The sequence below is a fragment of the Dysgonomonas sp. genome, assembly GCF_035323175.1.
In the GTDB taxonomy this organism is placed as follows: Bacteria; Bacteroidota; Bacteroidia; order Bacteroidales; family Dysgonomonadaceae; genus Dysgonomonas.
Genome location: NZ_DAOKYH010000002.1, coordinates 117,418 through 134,739 on the forward strand (window position 1 = coordinate 117,418; position 17,322 = coordinate 134,739).

Genomic DNA, 17,322 nt, shown 5'->3' on the forward strand with positions numbered 1-17,322 from the left:
AGGAGCTGTCTGATTAGACAGCTCCTTTGCTTTTTATATAGAATTATACTTATTTCAACAGTTATACACAACACTATATATTTTACTGCGAATATCTACCAAGTTACGCTCAATATCAATATCTCCGTAAGACATTAGTTTCATCGGAATGGCATTCCCATCATTATGATAAGCGGGTTGTTGATATTGTACATTCTCCCACAATCTGAATCCTAAACGCTGATAGAAACCAACACGACGCTCGGATAATATAGTCGTAGGAAGTTCTACTTCAAGAATTATAGGCCTAGAGGCTTGCATAAACAACTCCATCACTTTACGTCCGTAACCTCCATTACGAAAGTCGGTTGAAATAGCAAAGTGTTCTGCAAAAATAAATTTATCTAAGTCCCAATATGTGAGAAAACCAACTAATTTACCATCTTCTATCGTTACAGATATAACAAATGGGCTCTTGCCTTTATGCAAATCCAGCATTTTCTCGAAAGCACGTCGTTCGCTAAGAGGAAAAGATTCGATATAAAGATTCTCTATAAACGAAACCTCTGCATGATTTGATATATCTAATTCCTTAATCTCCATTTTCTTGTGTTATTTTTATTAATTCCCTTGGCTGGTTTTTACTTCTTTCAAGTAACCGTCTTCGCATTTTACGATGCGCCCAGGATATTTTTGTACAACGGCATAATTATGCGTCGACATGACTACAGCCGTACCATTTCCTGCTATGGTATGAAGTAATTGAACAATCTGCCCCCCCATCTCAGGATCTAAGTTTCCGGTTGGCTCGTCAGCCAATATAACCTCCGGTGAGTTGAGTAGAGCACGAGCAATAACAATTCGTTGCTGTTCTCCACCCGAAAGTTCATGTGGCATTTTATAGCCTTTATTTTGCATACCAACCTGAGTCAGTACTTCATTAATCCGTAGACTTATTAAATCTTTGTTTTTCCATCCGGTAGCCCGTAATACAAATTCAAGATTCTTTTCAGCCGAGCGGTCAATCAATAATTGAAAATCCTGAAAAACAATACCGACCTTTCTTCTCAGGTAAGGAATTTGTTTCTTTTTGATATTTTCCAACTCATAGTCCAAAACTTTTCCTGTACCTCTAACTAAAGGTATCTCATGATACATACTTTTGAGAAGAGTACTTTTTCCTGAACCAACTTTACCAATCAGATACACAAAGTCGCCTTCTCTGATAGTCAGATTAATATCACTTAATATTGTGTTGCCATCTCGTTCGAGATCAACTCCTTCGTATTTTACAATTACTTCTTTTTCTGTATCCATAATTACTCTATTTCAACAGTTAAACAATTAGCAGATACTATTTGCTCACAGTCTACGTCTTTTATTTCTTATGCCTCTTCTGAAGCTCTCTAGCTAAATCTTCGATACTCAAACCTTTTGATGTTAGCAAAACAATCAAATGATAAAGCATATCGGCAGATTCATAAATCAGGCGATCATCAGTACCATTACATGCTTCTATTACAGATTCTAATGCCTCCTCTCCCACTTTCTGAGCCATACGGTTTATTCCTGACTGAAAAAGAGATGTTGTATATGAGCCTTCCGGCATTTCTTTGTAACGTTTCTCTATAAAATGCTGTAGATATTTAAAGAAAAGAATATCTTCTTTATTATCCTCCTCAAAGCAGGTATCAGCACCTGTATGACACACAGGGCCAACAGGGTCTACCTTAATAAGTAAGGTATCGTGGTCGCAATCGTCTTTTATACTAATCACATGAAGAAAGTTTCCACTCTCTTCTCCTTTTGTCCACAAACGTTGTTTCGTACGGCTGAAGAATGTAACCTTTCCTGTCTCCTGAGTTTTATTCAGAGCCTCTTCGTTCATGTAACCCAGCATTAGAACTTTGTTTGTTACATTATCTTGTATAATTGCAGGGATAAGTCCACCCACTTTATCGAAATCAAGTTTCATCTTACATTTATATTTTCTTTTTTCAAATACTCTTTCAAATCTTTTATTGCAATCTCCCCAAAATGAAAAACACTCGCTGCAAGTGCTGCATCGGCTTTACCTCCGACAAAGACATCCCGAAAATGTTGCATATTCCCTGCGCCTCCGGATGCTATGATGGGGATATTTAATGTTTCGGATAACATGCGTAAAGCTTCATTCGCATAGCCTGTCTTCACCCCATCGTGATCCATACTAGTAAATAGAATCTCTCCTGCTCCTAAATTTTCAACTTCCTTTGCCCACGAGAAGAGTTCTTTATCAGTCTTGTTGCGTCCACCACTCGTATAGCAAGACCACAGTCCATCTTTGAGGCTGGCATCTATCGCACACACACATACCTGAGAACCAAAATTCTTGGCTATCTCTTCTATTATCTTCGGATTTCTGATAGCCGTAGAATTTACTGATATCTTATCAGCTCCCGCATTCAAAAGCCTGTCTACATCAGAAAGCTCATTGATACCACCACCTATAGTAAAAGGGATATTAATATTTGCAGCAATACGCTTAACAAGATCTATAAAAGTTTTACGTTCTTCGTGCGACGCTGTGATATCAAGAAAGACTAATTCATCGGCTCCTTGCTCACTATAACGTACTCCCAATTCGACCGGATCTCCAGCTTCTCTGAGATTTACAAAGTTCGTCCCTTTTACGGTTTTCCCATCTTTTACATCAAGACAAGGTATAATTCTTTTTGCTAGCATTTATTCGTTTTATTTTATCTCCTACTCAGTTCTTTTAGTGTTACTCTATTCTCATAAATAGCCTTTCCTAAAATAACGGCAGGCACTCCCGATTTTTCTAAATCAAGTATGTCCTGAAAACAACTGACACCACCACTGGCAATGAGATATAAATTCGGAAAAGCATTTAATATATCCTTATACAAATCAATTGATGGCCCCTGTAACATACCATCTTTGCTTATATCGGTACAAACAACTTTCGATATACCTTTTTGGTTATAATCGCCGATAAAAGGTATTACCTCGACTGAGGTTGCTTCCTGCCAACCTGAAACAGCAATCTTATGATCTTTACAATCGGCTCCAAGTATAATCTTGTCTGCTCCATATTTGGTTATCCAAGAAGTAAAAAGCTCCTTATTTCGGATAGCAATACTGCCTCCGGTAACCATTGATGCGCCCGAATTAAAAGCGATTTCAATATCCTCATCACTTTGCACACCTCCTCCAAAATCAATGATAAGGGATGTGTTGGATGCGATTTTCTCCAATACTGATTGATTGACTATATGCTTTGCCTTAGCTCCATCAAGGTCTACCAAATGCAAACGCCGAATACCGGCACCTTCAAACATTTTGGCAATCTCCAAGGGGTCTTCATTATATACTTTTTTGGCTTCATAATCTCCTTGCGAAAGGCGTACACACTTCCCATCAATGAGATCTATAGCCGGAATTATTTCTATCATTTATATCAGGTAAAAAACGGTATGCTTAGAGGATATTTCCAATACTCTCCATTATTCGCTTTTAAGGCAGCAATAATAATGAACACAATCTCAATTATTCCTAAAGCGATAAGCATAGGTATACCAATAAGGACGAGACAAAGTATGATTGATATAACTATATAGATAAGCATACTCAACATAAAGTTGGCGATATTCTTGCCATGCCTGCTTACAGCCTCACTCTTATCTGCATTAACCAACCACATCACAATTGGTATAACAAAACCCAATCCGGCAATAATGAATCCGGCAAACTGAGAAAGGTGCATCAACATCAAGTATGTGTTTTCTTCCATACCGAGTGAATTTTTCGTTTGGCCACTAAAAGAGGAACTCAGGATTTTATCCTTTTCCATTTGATATTCTTCTTCTGATATGGCTCCTTTCGATCTTAGATCTTCCAATATTCTCAAATCCTCATATTTATCCATAACAAAATGACGTTTTTTTTAAAGTAAAACGATAATCCTGTAAAGATAATATAAAGTTGTAAGTTATAAGATAAGTGTTAGGCGTTTATTACACGTACTTTACCCGATATCATTTCCAATTCGCCACGATCAACTAAAAAGCGAATGGTATCCAAGATGTCTTTTTGATTATATTCCGGCAAAGAACCGACAACATGATCCACAGACAATAAATCACTTTTTATCACCTCCTTTGCAGCCTGAGATATTTCATTAAACGTTTTATTATTCAACCCCGAACCATTCTTCGCCAAGCATATATCACACTGCCCGCAATCATTTATTTTCTTTTCGCCAAAATAAGAGAGTAAGATACGACTCCGACAGATTTCATTTTGTTCTGCATAATGACTAATCGCCTCTATGCGTTTTTCGAAGCGAAATCTACGATCTTCGTTCACTATTCGGGGGATATTAAGATACTTAACATCTATACGAGGTTGGGTATAAGCAATCAGTGGAGTTTTTTTATGAGGTATAAAATCAATAATATTTCTTTTATCTAGCACCTTGAGCATCTCATAAACTGCATTCCGCGACTTATCCATTCTTAAAGCTATCTCAGCCTCATTTATAGTTGCATAATTGGTAAAAAGTCCGGTATAAAGTCGCAATATTGTGTTTACCAATTGCTCATACTCCTTATCAAAATTATAATGGTATAAATCATCTCGGTAAACAGTAAACATGAGCCTAGAACGATTATCTACTTCATCCGTATATTCAATATAACCGGCAAGATCAAGAATTTTCAAAGCATTATGTACAGGTAATATCGGCAACTTATACACCGAACAGAACTGATGAATATTAAAATCGTAAATCATGCCTATTCCATAACCTTCAGCTATTTGAAAAAAATAAGCTAATGATTGATACACGTGAAAGATAAACTCTCTTTCAGGAAATTCATCTCTTATGCGCTTTTTGAGTTTAGCACTGTCATTTCTATCGTACAGTATAACAGCATAAGACTTTTCTCCATCACGTCCTCCACGTCCCGCTTCCTGAAAATATTCTTCAATAGAGTTAGGCAGATCGGTATGCACTACCAAGCGGACATCAGGCTTATCGATTCCCATTCCAAAGGCATTTGTACAAACTATTATTCTGATTTCATTATTCTTCCATGCATTTTGCTTGCGTATTTTATCCGAAGCATTCAATCCTGCATGATAGAAATCGGATGAAAAACCATTTTTAATTAAGAAATCAGATATCTCTTTCGTCCGCTGCCTGCTACGCACATATACAATGGTAGACCCTCTTATTTTTTCGAGAATTCGAACTAACTCTTCTTGTTTTCCCTCTGTGCTACGAACGATATATGCCAAATTCTTGCGCTCGAAACTTTTTCGGAATACATTTTTGTCCTTAAAGTGAAGCTGCTCTTGAATATCATCGATCACATCAGCTGTTGCAGTCGCAGTAAGAGCCAATACAGGCACTTCGGGTATATGCTGACGTACTTCTACTATCCGGAGATAAGACGGACGAAAATCATACCCCCATTGAGAGATACAATGCGATTCATCGACTACAAGTAAGCAGACATTCATATGTTGAAGCTTGCTCAGGAAAAGTTGGGTAGCAAGTCTTTCAGGGGATACATATAGAAACTTATAATCACCAAATACTGCATTCTCCAGTGTAGTTATAATCTCTTGGCGAGTCATTCCCGAATATACAGCCAAAGCTTTAATTCCTCTTTCACGAAGATTATCCACCTGGTCTTTCATCAATGCAATAAGAGGGGTAACAACTATACAAATGCCCTCCATAGCCATTGCCGGAACCTGAAAAGTTAGAGACTTCCCTCCTCCTGTGGGCATAAGCCCCAATGTATCTTTTCCTTGGCTAACGGAATGGATAATATCTTCCTGTAATGGACGAAACTCATCGTAACCCCAATATTGCTTTAATATTTTGTGATATATATCCATTCTAAAAACCTATTAATAAATATGCCAACATCCCAATTTGATTATAATATTGGCATATTGGCACATTAAATTCAGTTTATTCCTATATTAGTTTTTCATTGGACGAATCTCTAATTTTATATTAGTACCATCCAAGGATTTTCCTATTTTTTCCTGATCAAATTCTGACATGTGATAAGGGTAAAGAACTTTCGGCTGTACTTTTTTAGCAGCATCAACAAACATGTCGTCATTCATTGTATAAGGAAGATTTTTGGGTAAGAAAGCGATATCTATCGTACCTTTCAACTTATCCATTTCAGGAATATTTTCGGTATCCCCAGCTACATATACTCTTTTATCTCCGAATGCTATAATGTATCCGTTTCCTCTACCTTTTGGATGATAGGCTTCTCCATCGGGCTTTTTATTGACGATGTTATATGCAGGCACAGCATCTATATGCAGATTAGCCCAGTGAACATGATCACCATTGTTGATTACATCACCGTATTTAAGGATTTCATTACATACTTTAGATACAATAAAATGTGTATCTGCCTTTTTCACGGCAGCAATAGCAGCACTATCGAGATGATCTCCGTGCTCGTGAGTGAGCAGTATCAGATCGGCCTTAGGCAACTTCGAATAGTCTGCGACTTTTGAGTACGGATCTACATGTATTATTTTCCCTCCAAACTCGAACATAAGTGAGGCATGACCAACCAGAGTCACTTTCAATGACCCAGCACTGGTTTCATACACATCCGCTTTAATATATTCAGGTTGAGTATTCATACTTAATGAATCGGTTGACACTACAGATGAATTTGCTGTAGATTTATTACCACAAGAAACGAATAAAACTGTAGTTAATACGAATATTGATAATAATGATTTCCTCATAAGCTTATAATTTTGAAGTTAGCAAAATTGTCCGGTATCAATATCTTTCACATAAAGCTGGATATTAGTCTTGCCGTTATGCGTATTTTCTTCCAATGTATAACATATATCAAAAGGCTTACCGCTTTTAACCTTATCTGAACTATCCTGTTGCCTGAAAGCAATTCCATTAACCGGTGTCGACATTGTATCGTCTATCATTTCAAGCTTGAGATGAACATTATCTTTTCCCACTAATTTGCTTGTACCATAATCCATTACATTGCACGTAACAAATATAGGATTCAGGTTTTCAGGACCAAAAGGAGCAAATGCAGCTAAATCTTCAGTAAACTTCTGATTTATTTCCTTAAACGAGAGTTCAGCATCGACACGTATCTGAGGACGCATCATCTCGGGAGCAATCATTTCGAGAGAAAGAGCTTCGAAACGGCTTTTGAATTCCTTTAAATTTTCTTCTTTCAATGATAATCCGGCAGCATAGGTATGTCCTCCAAAGTTTTCCAAGATATCTTTGCACGCTTCAATCGCCTTGTAAACGTCAAAACCCATTACAGAACGGGCAGAACCGGTAATTAATCCCTGAGACTGGGTAAGAACGACTGCTGGCCGTAAATATTTTTCAGTCAAACGTGAAGCGACAATCCCGATAACACCCTTATGCCATGTTTCATTATAGATAACGATACTTTTCTTCTCTTTCATATCTACATTTTCATCGATAAACTGTATTGCTTCTTCTGTAATTCGTTTATCGAGCTCGCGGCGATCATCATTATAATGGTCTATATTCATACTTTTCTCACGAGCATCTTCTATTGTGCTGGACAAAAGCAAATCTACAGCCTCTTTCCCTTTCATCATGCGACCCGAAGCATTGATACGTGGTCCGATTTTGAAAATTATATCATTGACTGTAATGTTCTTATATGTTAAGCCGCAAATATCAATTATACCTTTAAGTCCTAAACTCGGATTGGAGTTTATCTGTTTCAACCCAAAATAGGTAAGTACCCTATTTTCTCCTGTGATAGGTACAATATCGGATGCCACACTTACAGCTACCAGATCAAGCAAATCTGTAATTTCAGAAAAATCGATTTTATTACTCTGAGCCAATGCCTGCACAAGCTTAAAGCCGACTCCGCATCCCGAAAGATGTTCGTAAGGATAGGTAGAGTCTAAGCGTTTGGCATCTATTACCGCTACCGCATCGGGCAAGACATCATCGGGCATGTGGTGATCACCAATGATAAAATCGATCCCCTTGCTTTTAGCATAGTCTATCTTCTCATTTGCCTTTATACCGCAATCGAGCGCAATGATCAACTTAACGCCTGTTTCCTCTGCATAGTCTATACCTTGTTCGGATATCCCATAACCTTCATCGTAACGGTCGGGAATATAATAATCCAGATTGGTGGTAAACTTCCGAAGAAACTTGTACACAAGAGCAACCGCAGTTGTTCCGTCTACATCGTAATCTCCGTATATAAGTATACGTTGTTTTTGTCCCAGTGCCTTTTCTATTCTCTTTATAGCCTTATCCATATCAGGCAACAAGAAGGGGTCATGCAAGTCTCTCAAACTAGGATGAAAGAACTTACGGGCCTCTTCGGCAGAAGATATCCCTCTCTGGATCAAGAGTTGGCAAAGAACAGGGCTTATGCCTAATTTCTTAGCAAGCTCATCTCTCTGCTCTTTTTGCTGGGTTGTTAGGGCTTCGTAATTCCATTTGTAAATCATTATATATAGTTTTTCTTTCTTCTGTCTCAAGAGAGATAGGCTAGCATTTTTTTGTTAAATATGACAACAATATGCCCTTTTGCCAATCTCTTAGTACGGCTATTTATATCGAAAAGTAGCCTAGTACGAATTCGTAAAGATAATATATATAAGTGAAATCAGTATCGCCGATTTTACTTTTTATTTTTTATTATGATAGAATAATCTATGCGTAAAACACAAATACAATCAGGCTATCGAGTGATTTATATGTATAAAAAAAGTCTTACTATTTTGAGTAAGACTCTATATCATTCAGAGTAAATATTACTTTACATTACTTGCTTTCAATCCTTTGATAACCGATGATGTAAACCCTGCATGCTCCATTTCATTAAGTCCCTTTATTGTTATACCTCCGGCAGTGGTTACCTTATCAATCTCGGCTTCGGGATGGGAGCTATTTGCCTCAAGCAGCCTCACTGCACCCAACAAAGTCTGCATCACTATTTCTTTAGCCTGATTTGGATACAAACCCATTTCTACGCCACCTTCCATCGCCGCTCTAATATAACGAAACGCGTAGGCTATACCGCACGACGCCAAGGACGTTGCTGCAGGTAGTAGCTTTTCATCGATTAATTCTGTTTTTCCTAATTCATTAAATATTTCCACAATCTGTGTTATATCTTCTTTTTGAGCATTCAGAGTAGAGACAAAAGTCATACTTTGTTTTTCGGCAATCGCTGTGTTTGGCATCACCCGAAAGATGCTTTTCCCGACTACCGACCAACTCGCTAACTGCTCTAATGAAATACCGGAAGCAACAGACACCAATATCTGAGCTGGATTTTTCAATCTATCTTTGTTTTGTAACAATACTTCCTCTATAAGCCATGGTTTAACTGCAACAATTACAATATCGGCTGTATCTAATGAATCGTACTCACTGGCGACTACATTTAAGCCTGCAACCGAATCTTTCATCCGAGTTGCCGAAACCGAAGTCTTCGTAATGACCGTTATATCGTGAGCTTTAAAAAGTAAGCCGGTAGACAATCCTCGAGCAATAGCTCCACCCATGTTTCCTCCGCCTATAATCGATATTTTCATATACTTATTTATTATAGTGTTTCTTTATATAGTCTTTATAATCTTCTTCCAATTTATCTATCTCATTCATGAGGAAATCATAGAAATTACCATCAAATATAATCCCTTCCTCTTTTATTCCATTTTCTAAAACAGTTATTATTCCTTCACTGTTTATATATGCCCTATAAAGATTTCCACTTCGTTTATAAAACATCTGTCCATAATCCCCATTGCCAGAACTTGCCGTCTCCTTGTATTTTTCATCATAAGTAAGCCATGATAGCATATCTTTATCTGAGGATAATCCATAAATAAACATTCCATACCCAAATTCCCATGCCGGAACTACATCATATTCTTGAGGTCTAGGCCAAATTTTCTCTTCTACTTCGAGTATTACAGCACCTAATGAGAGTAAAAACGTCCTCACTTCTTCGTTAAAACTTATTCCATACGATCTTTCATAATCTTCAATTTGCTCTATTGTTGCCGGACTGTTTTTATAATTGTACCACATAAAATCATCGTTCAATAATTCTATACGGTCTAAAAAGTCATCTAATATAGCCATTCTTACCTGTTAAGCTTCTTTTGTGGTAATAAAAAACAGTTAATGCTTTACTCGTTATATTATTTCTTTATCACCATTTACTATTTTTTGCATTCTGTATTTTAATGCCTGATTGATATCAGTAAAACGTAAAATTATCAAAAAATATTTCTTTTTTATCTAAAACACCTCCAATAACAAGATAATTATTTCATTTTCCTTACTTTTGCACAAATTCTAAATTATGCTCGATAGATTATTCAAGAAAAAAGACATTTCGGTTATACTTGCAGAGCCTTCAGAAAACAAAGAAGGGCTTAGAAGAAGTCTGACTGCAACCAACCTTATAACCTTAGGAATTGGAGCCATTGTAGGCACAGGTATTTTTGTTATTACCGGTCAGGCAGCTTCAATGTATGCGGGCCCGGCTTTAACTATTTCTTTTGTTATATCAGCACTGGGATGTGTTATGGCTGGTTTATGCTATGCTGAGTTTGCCGCAATGATACCGGTATCAGGAGGAGTGTATTCATACAGCTATACTACAATGGGCGAAGTATTAGCTTGGTTTGTAGGTTGGATTTTAGTTCTTGAATATCTTTTTGCATGCTCCAGCGTTGCTGTGGGATGGTCTGGTTACATGCTCAGCTTATTAAATGAATGGGGAATACATTTTCCCGAGCAAATAGCAGGAGCCACTTTCGATCACCTGAAAGACGGAAGCTGGGTGTGGACAGGAAAAATCATCAATTTTCCTGCTGTATTTATCGTAGCCATAGTTTCCGCATTTCTTATAGGAGGCATAAAGCAATCAGCTCTTGTCAACAATGTGATTGTAGTTATAAAAGTCGGTGTTATTCTATTATTCATAGGTTTTGGTTTATCATATATCGACACAAGCAACTGGGTGCCATATATCCCTGAAAATACAGGAGGGTATGGAAACTTCGGATGGACAGGAATCCTTCGTGGGGCTGCTGTTGTTTTTTATGCATATTTAGGTTTCGATGCCCTGTCTACTGCTGCGGGAGAGGCCCGTAATCCTCAAAAAGATATGCCAAAAGGTATCCTCATATCATTACTTATCTGTGCTGTTCTTTATATTGGTGTAACAACAGTATTGACAGGAATAGTAAATTACAAAGACCTCAACGTAGATGCACCCATCGCATTAGCGATCGACCGTGCAGGTGAAGGTTTAGCATGGCTAAGTCCCTTTATCAAGCTTGGAGCTATTGCCGGACTTAGTTCCGTAATCTTAGTTATGATGTTAGGACAATCGCGAATATATTATGCTATTTCAAAAGATGGTTTATTACCAAGTATCTTCTCTAAAGTAAGTCCTAAACATGGTGTTCCTCATAATGCAACTATATTCGCCAGTATTGTAACAGGGTTAATAGCGGGTCTATTTCCATTGCATGTACTCAGCGAATTGGTATCAATCGGTACGTTAATGGCATTCACTATAGTTTGTATATCAATTGTTATACTACGTAAAACTCAGCCAGACCTAAAGCGTCCATTCAAAACACCACTTGTTCCATTTGTTCCACTCTTAGGTGCTGCTATATGTATCGTACAAATGGTATCTCTACCTTGGAGCACATGGGAAAGAATGATTGGCTGGACTATTCTTGGATTCATTATATATTTCACTTATGGCATTAAGCATAGTAAACTGAATAATAAGTAAGGCATTGTGCAGAAGGAGTAAGTTCGTACAATCCTCTTAGCATCAATTTGCACCTTTAAGAAATTTAATTTCGATATTTACGATCATTTTGATACACAACCAATACAAAATATTTCAAAAAGTTGTTATTTTTGTCAACACGCATAAAATATAACAACTTAATGAAAGAACAACTACTCCGCAAGAAGGATATTTCATCCATTCTCAAAGATTCCCTCCAAGAAAAAGGCGGGTTGAAAAGGACCTTATCGGTCAGGCATTTAATCGCCTTAGGCATAGGAGCGATCATAGGTACCGGAATATTCGTTCTTACAGGAACTGCCGCTGCAAATTATGCTGGTCCTGCGCTGACAATTTCTTTCATCATTTCTGCATTAGGATGCGCAATGGCCGGCCTTTGTTACGCGGAGTTTGCATCCATGATTCCCGTAGCAGGAAGTGCTTATTCTTACAGCTATTCTACATTAGGAGAATTCTTTGCCTGGTTTATAGGCTGGGATCTAATACTCGAGTATCTGTTCACGGCCGGAACTGTAGCTGTTGGGTGGTCTGGCTATTTTGTGAGTTTTCTCGACGATTTCGGATTACATATACCAATGAATATGCGCCTAGCACCATTCGATCACACCTCCGCCGGAGGTTGGGTCACAACCGGTAGCATTATAAACTTCCCGGCTATGTTTGTTGTGGCAGTTATGTCTGTACTGTTGATTCGGGGAATAAGTCAGTCTGCTACGTTAAACAATATCGTAGTTGTCGTTAAAGTTGTTGTTATACTCTTATTTATAGGTTTCGGGCTATCATTTATAGACACTGCCAACTGGACACCTTACATTCCTCAAAATACAGGAGAGTTTGGTCATTATGGTTGGAGCGGAATATTTCGTGGTGCAGGAGTTATCTTCTTTGCTTACATTGGATTTGATGCTGTATCAACAACTGCGCAAGAAGCCAAGAATCCACAAAAAGATATGCCCAAAGGAATACTGCTATCGTTACTTATATGTACTATCTTATACATTGCCGTTACGGTTGTGTTAACGGGAATAGTAAATTACAAAGAATTGAGCGTCCCTGCTCCCATCGCTCTAGCTATAGACAATGCGGGAGAAGGTCTTGTATGGCTGCGTATGCCAATCAAAATAGGTGCCATAGCAGGACTAAGCTCTGTTGTCTTGGTTATGATGCTTGCCCAATCACGTATATTCTATACTATATCCAGAGATGGGTTACTTCCTAAATTCTTTTCGAAAGTACATCCTAAGTATAGCACACCTCACAATTCAACGATTGTAACCTGTATTGCTGTTGGTCTTATAGCAGGGCTTCTACCGATAAATGTACTCGGAGAGCTTGTGTCTATCGGAACTTTAATGGCTTTCACGCTGGTATGTATATCAATAATAATTCTACGCAAAACGCGTCCGGATGTAGAGCGTCCATTCAAAACTCCTCTTGTTCCTCTTGTTCCTATATTAGGCGTTCTAATATGTCTGTCACAGATGCTTGCCTTGCCTTTGGATACTTGGCTCAGGTTGATAGTATGGATGGTTATAGGTTTCGTTATTTACTTCACCTACGGAATTAAGCATAGTAAACTAAACAAGAGATAACATAAAAGAGGTTGTACCAAAAGTAAAATACTTTTATCATTATCCGTCTTGTCTTTTTTAGTGTAATGGAGAATCTCGGCTATTGAGATACGAGATGTTTCACTTCATTCAAACTAGACAGATGATAAAAAATATTTTCGGCACAACCTCTTTAATCTTTATAATTAGTAGGTTTGTTACTTCAGTTCCTTAATTTTTACATTTTTAAACCACACTTCATCTCCATGATCCTGTAGTAAAATATTGCCTTCCGCTGCATTTCCAAAGTTAGGCCAGTTTGCGTATTTACTGTAAGCAACCAATGCATTCCACATCTGATTGTTACGCTCATACTCTACAATTTTAACGCCATTCAACCAATGTTGAACTTTATTATCAATAACTACAACAGTAGCGGTGTTAAAACCATTCTTGATAAAAGGTTTATCTGCCGATGCAGGAATCAGATCATACAACGAACCTAATGTTCTATTTCCTTTTACACCCAATTTTGCATCCGGATGCTTCTCGTCATCAAGTATCTGGAACTCACAGCCAATTGCGGAACCCTCACCTTTATTTAAATCAGGGTTTACAAAATATTTTATTCCACTGTTTGCTCCTTCTGTAATTTTAAAATCTACTTTTAGTATAAAATTCTTATACTTACGGGTAGTTACGATATCTCCGCCATTCGTTGATTCGCCGCCACCGCTTTTCAGTACTTTCAAAATACCATTATCTATTACCCAACCCTTAGATGGGAAAGTACTAATTCGAGCTCCTTTCCATCCTTCTGTTGTTTTACCATCCCACAATAATTTCCATCCATCTCTTGTTTCCTGTTCGGTCAATACATTATCTTGAGCAAACAGAGACATCGTAAATAAACTTATAGCAACCGCTAATATATATTTCTTCATGTATGATATCTGATTTTATATTTTATAATATTGTTCCCAATCTTTGCGCGGAGGAATTCCGGTCAGCATTGCGTTGGCAAACGCATTATTTGTTATTTGTTTTGTTCTACTGTCGAAATAAAATTTCGTATTCAAGCGTTGAGCCATTACTCCTAAAGAGAAAACCTGACTTAATGGTCCATGAATTTCAAACGGAGAACGAGTCTTTTCTACTCCTGTACATGCTAGTAAGAAGTTTGCGAAATGATTTGAAGGGCTCTTCGGTACTTCCGGCAATTTAGAAGCCATATCCCTAGCCTTGCTTTCTGGTATGATAGAAAGTGTAGTACCATGTGAAGCTCCTTTGAAAATCAAATCTTTACTATAAATAATCTTTCCCGGATTTAGAGACGTTTTCTTTATTTCACCTGCTCCGGATGCCGGAATATTAGGATCAAGAGCCGACTCTCCATATCCTTCAGGGATTGGAGGAAGGTTATCCACACCATCGTACCATGTTATATCACAAGCCGGCATCTCACCTCTTGGACCAAATTTAAACTGAATAGTCGAAGATGTAGGGAAGAAATAATCATTGTGTCCGGTCAATTTCACCGGATTGATTTCGTAAGGTAGTCCTAAATCCAGAAATTCATGTACAGTATCTAAAATATGAGCGCCCCAGTCACCTAAAGCTCCCATACCAAAATCGTACCAGCAACGCCATTCTCCATAATGATATTTTTCGTTATAGTCATGATACGGAACAGCACAATTCCAAGTCATCCAGTCTAGTGTGGACGGAATAGGCTGCGCCTCAGGCAGCTTATAAATATTGGTATCCCATGTATGCCATCTGCGGGGATTATTCATATGAGCGACTACAGAAGTTACGTCCTTTATTATACCTGCTTCCTGCCAAGCTTTGAATTGAAAGTAATTAGCTTCAGAGTGCCCTTGATTTCCGACCTGAGTAACCACATTCGGATACTTACGGGCGGCTTTCATCATCAATTCAGCCTCATAGAAAGTACGAGCCATTGGTTTCTCGACATACACATGCTTACCGTTAGCCATAGCCAACATTGTGATCGGAAAATGTGAATGATCCGGTGTAGCGATAGCAACAGCTTCAAACTCGTTTGCTATTTTGTCGAACATCACCCTAAAGTCTTTAAACTGCTTTGCTTTAGGATATTTGCCCATCACTTTTTGGGTATGCTTCGCGCCCATATCTACATCACATAGAGCAACGACATTCACCAAGCCCGTTTTTTCAAAGTCATCGATTATCTGTTCGCCTCTATTACCTATACCTATATAAGCAATATTCACCTTGCGATTTGCTCCCGCTACTCTGCTATAACTTGCCGCATTCAATGGGTTCATCGTACCTACAGCGATACCGGCAGAGGTCATTGCAGCGGTTTTTAAGAAATTTCTGCGTGTTACCATGTATTATATATTTAGTTTTAATAGTCACCAAGTGTTATATAAATATGAGCTATACAAAATAAGGCATATATTTATTAAAATCAAAACGTGTGTGCGAACACACAGCTGCTAAATATTTGTAAAAAACTAATATTCAAGCATATAAAAAAACAGGCTTACAACCTTATTTTTTATGTTTTATAACATAAATTCATTATTCAGCCACAAACTACATATCGCCCTACTATTTTATTAAAGTTAACAATAAGGGTTATCTAAACATTGATTAATAATGATCTTAAAGAAGCTATTCTTTTACTATTTTAATCCAGGTTGCTTTTTTCCACAGCCATTCCAATGGCCCATGACGATGAGAACGAAGCCACCAATGACAAAAGAAAAACTGAATAAGGAATATTCCAATACCCATCAAGAAACATACAGTAATACCTGTGTATTTATAAAGACCTAATCCCCAATTGTAAAACAGGAAGCTACCTATCAAAGACTGCGACAGATAGTTTGTCAAACTCATGCGTCCATAAGGTGCTAATTGGTGAAGAATATTTTTAAACTTTGTCAAATAATAAACAAGTATTATTCCGGCAAACAATATTCCCGTAAAAGCAAGATTCGAAAGAGATTTAAGTATAAGGATAGAAGGAACAAGCAGTGCATCCCGACTCACAAATTCAGGAAGAGTAGCAATCAAGCCATAAATTGGAAAAAATGCTATGACTGCTATAATAAATACTTTAATCCATAATTTTATATTTTTCTCGGAATAAGGAAATATTCTTCCACGTCCTATTAACATACCGATCATAAATAATCCTGCAGTTTGTGTAACCCTCCCATGTAATAACATCCACCCCATATTGGCAATATTACCTGTCCATATAGCTGTTTTGCACATTTCGAAGAAAGAGCCTTCTTTCTGAGCTACATTGACTATCTCCCAATATGGAGCGTCTAACTGAGTATTAATCCCGGTATATTCGGGATTGAAGAGAGCATATATTATTTGTCCCCATTCAAAAGGTTGCAGAAGAAGAACAATAGCTATAGCCATTACCGTACGAGTAGAAAAACGACAAACTGCTATCAGCACATAACCGAGTAAAGCATAGAGTACTAATATTTCACCCGGAAATAAAGCAGAATTGATACACGCTATAAAAAACAGTAATACTAATCGCCAAGCAAACCGTCCACGAAAATCTTTTCTTTTTTCTTTTTGTGAATTGTCTTGAATAAAAAAACTGAAGCCAAAAAGTAATGCAAAAATACAATAAGCCTTACCGGAAAAAGTAAAAAATATACTATCCCAAATTATTCTATCGGTAAACATCATAAAATTTGATGTTTCCTCCGGAAAACTATAGAGACTAAAACGTTCAATAAAGTGAATAAGGGTAATTCCCATTACAGCGAAACCGCGCAATACATCTGCGATCTCAATACGATTATTACTGATTAGAGTAGTCGATACGGGCATTTTTTAAGATTTAAATGTTGAGATACTCTTCTATTTTGAGATGCAAATCTAACATA

The 17,322-nt window shown here is 37.5% G+C and carries 15 protein-coding genes and 1 pseudogene; 2 read left to right on the forward strand and 14 right to left on the reverse strand.

Annotated features, from left to right (window positions below):
* Positions 1-54: 54 nt before the first annotated feature.
* From PKC55_RS03575 to PKC55_RS03625, 11 genes are all read right to left on the reverse strand, one after another.
* On the reverse strand, positions 55-582 hold the full coding sequence (locus tag PKC55_RS03575) for a GNAT family N-acetyltransferase (RefSeq protein WP_291129666.1): 528 nt from the start codon (positions 580-582) through the stop codon (positions 55-57).
* 18 nt (positions 583-600) lie between these two features.
* Complete coding sequence (locus PKC55_RS03580) at positions 601-1,296, reverse strand: cell division ATP-binding protein FtsE (protein WP_135104000.1); 696 nt, start codon at positions 1,294-1,296, stop codon at positions 601-603.
* Between the two features lie 61 nt (positions 1,297-1,357).
* Positions 1,358-1,954, reverse strand: coding sequence for a bifunctional phosphoribosyl-AMP cyclohydrolase/phosphoribosyl-ATP diphosphatase HisIE (gene hisIE, locus PKC55_RS03585; protein WP_291129668.1), 597 nt, complete (start codon positions 1,952-1,954; stop codon positions 1,358-1,360).
* Positions 1,951-2,703, reverse strand: coding sequence for an imidazole glycerol phosphate synthase subunit HisF (gene hisF / locus PKC55_RS03590; RefSeq protein WP_291129671.1), 753 nt, complete (start codon positions 2,701-2,703; stop codon positions 1,951-1,953). Before hisF ends, hisIE begins: the two co-directional genes overlap by 4 nt.
* Positions 2,704-2,717: 14 nt before the next feature.
* Complete coding sequence (gene hisA / locus PKC55_RS03595) at positions 2,718-3,434, reverse strand: 1-(5-phosphoribosyl)-5-[(5-phosphoribosylamino)methylideneamino]imidazole-4-carboxamide isomerase (RefSeq protein WP_291129674.1); 717 nt, start codon at positions 3,432-3,434, stop codon at positions 2,718-2,720.
* Positions 3,435-3,439: 5 nt separating this feature from the next.
* The gene (locus PKC55_RS03600) at positions 3,440-3,907 is read right to left on the reverse strand and encodes a magnetosome magnetite crystal formation protein family (RefSeq protein ID WP_291129677.1); all 468 of its coding nucleotides are present in this window, start codon (positions 3,905-3,907) and stop codon (positions 3,440-3,442) included.
* Positions 3,908-3,984: 77 nt separating this feature from the next.
* The gene (locus tag PKC55_RS03605) at positions 3,985-5,889 is read right to left on the reverse strand and encodes a RecQ family ATP-dependent DNA helicase (protein ID WP_291129679.1); all 1,905 of its coding nucleotides are present in this window, start codon (positions 5,887-5,889) and stop codon (positions 3,985-3,987) included.
* Positions 5,890-5,976: 87 nt separating this feature from the next.
* Positions 5,977-6,774, reverse strand: coding sequence for an MBL fold metallo-hydrolase (locus PKC55_RS03610; protein WP_291129682.1), 798 nt, complete (start codon positions 6,772-6,774; stop codon positions 5,977-5,979).
* Positions 6,775-6,792: 18 nt separating this feature from the next.
* Positions 6,793-8,520, reverse strand: a complete 1,728-nt coding sequence (recJ, locus tag PKC55_RS03615) for a single-stranded-DNA-specific exonuclease RecJ (protein WP_135103993.1) — start codon at positions 8,518-8,520, stop codon at positions 6,793-6,795.
* Between the two features lie 306 nt (positions 8,521-8,826).
* Complete coding sequence (gene proC, locus PKC55_RS03620) at positions 8,827-9,612, reverse strand: pyrroline-5-carboxylate reductase (protein ID WP_291129686.1); 786 nt, start codon at positions 9,610-9,612, stop codon at positions 8,827-8,829.
* 4 nt (positions 9,613-9,616) lie between these two features.
* The gene (locus PKC55_RS03625) at positions 9,617-10,165 is read right to left on the reverse strand and encodes a hypothetical protein (RefSeq protein ID WP_291129691.1); all 549 of its coding nucleotides are present in this window, start codon (positions 10,163-10,165) and stop codon (positions 9,617-9,619) included.
* 223 nt (positions 10,166-10,388) lie between these two features.
* Here PKC55_RS03625 and PKC55_RS03630 point away from each other — a divergent pair, with 223 nt between their 5' ends.
* Both PKC55_RS03630 and PKC55_RS03635 read left to right on the forward strand, forming a co-directional pair.
* The gene (locus PKC55_RS03630) at positions 10,389-11,840 is read left to right on the forward strand and encodes an amino acid permease (protein ID WP_135103990.1); all 1,452 of its coding nucleotides are present in this window, start codon (positions 10,389-10,391) and stop codon (positions 11,838-11,840) included.
* Between the two features lie 161 nt (positions 11,841-12,001).
* The gene (locus PKC55_RS03635; RefSeq protein ID WP_291129698.1) at positions 12,002-13,453 is read left to right on the forward strand and encodes an amino acid permease; all 1,452 of its coding nucleotides are present in this window, start codon (positions 12,002-12,004) and stop codon (positions 13,451-13,453) included.
* A gap of 176 nt (positions 13,454-13,629) precedes the next feature.
* Here PKC55_RS03635 and PKC55_RS03640 read toward each other — a convergent pair.
* The 3 genes and pseudogenes from PKC55_RS03640 to PKC55_RS03650 form a co-directional block, all read right to left on the reverse strand.
* Positions 13,630-14,268 (reverse strand): annotated as a pseudogene (locus PKC55_RS03640) (3-keto-alpha-glucoside-1,2-lyase-like domain-containing protein); the annotation flags it as partial.
* 102 nt (positions 14,269-14,370) lie between these two features.
* Positions 14,371-15,789 carry a Gfo/Idh/MocA family oxidoreductase gene (locus PKC55_RS03645; RefSeq protein WP_135103987.1) on the reverse strand — a complete coding sequence of 473 codons (1,419 nt, stop codon included), beginning with the start codon at positions 15,787-15,789 and terminating at the stop codon, positions 14,371-14,373.
* Positions 15,790-16,075: 286 nt separating this feature from the next.
* Positions 16,076-17,266 carry a DUF418 domain-containing protein gene (locus PKC55_RS03650; protein ID WP_291129704.1) on the reverse strand — a complete coding sequence of 397 codons (1,191 nt, stop codon included), beginning with the start codon at positions 17,264-17,266 and terminating at the stop codon, positions 16,076-16,078.
* Positions 17,267-17,322: the final 56 nt, after the last annotated feature.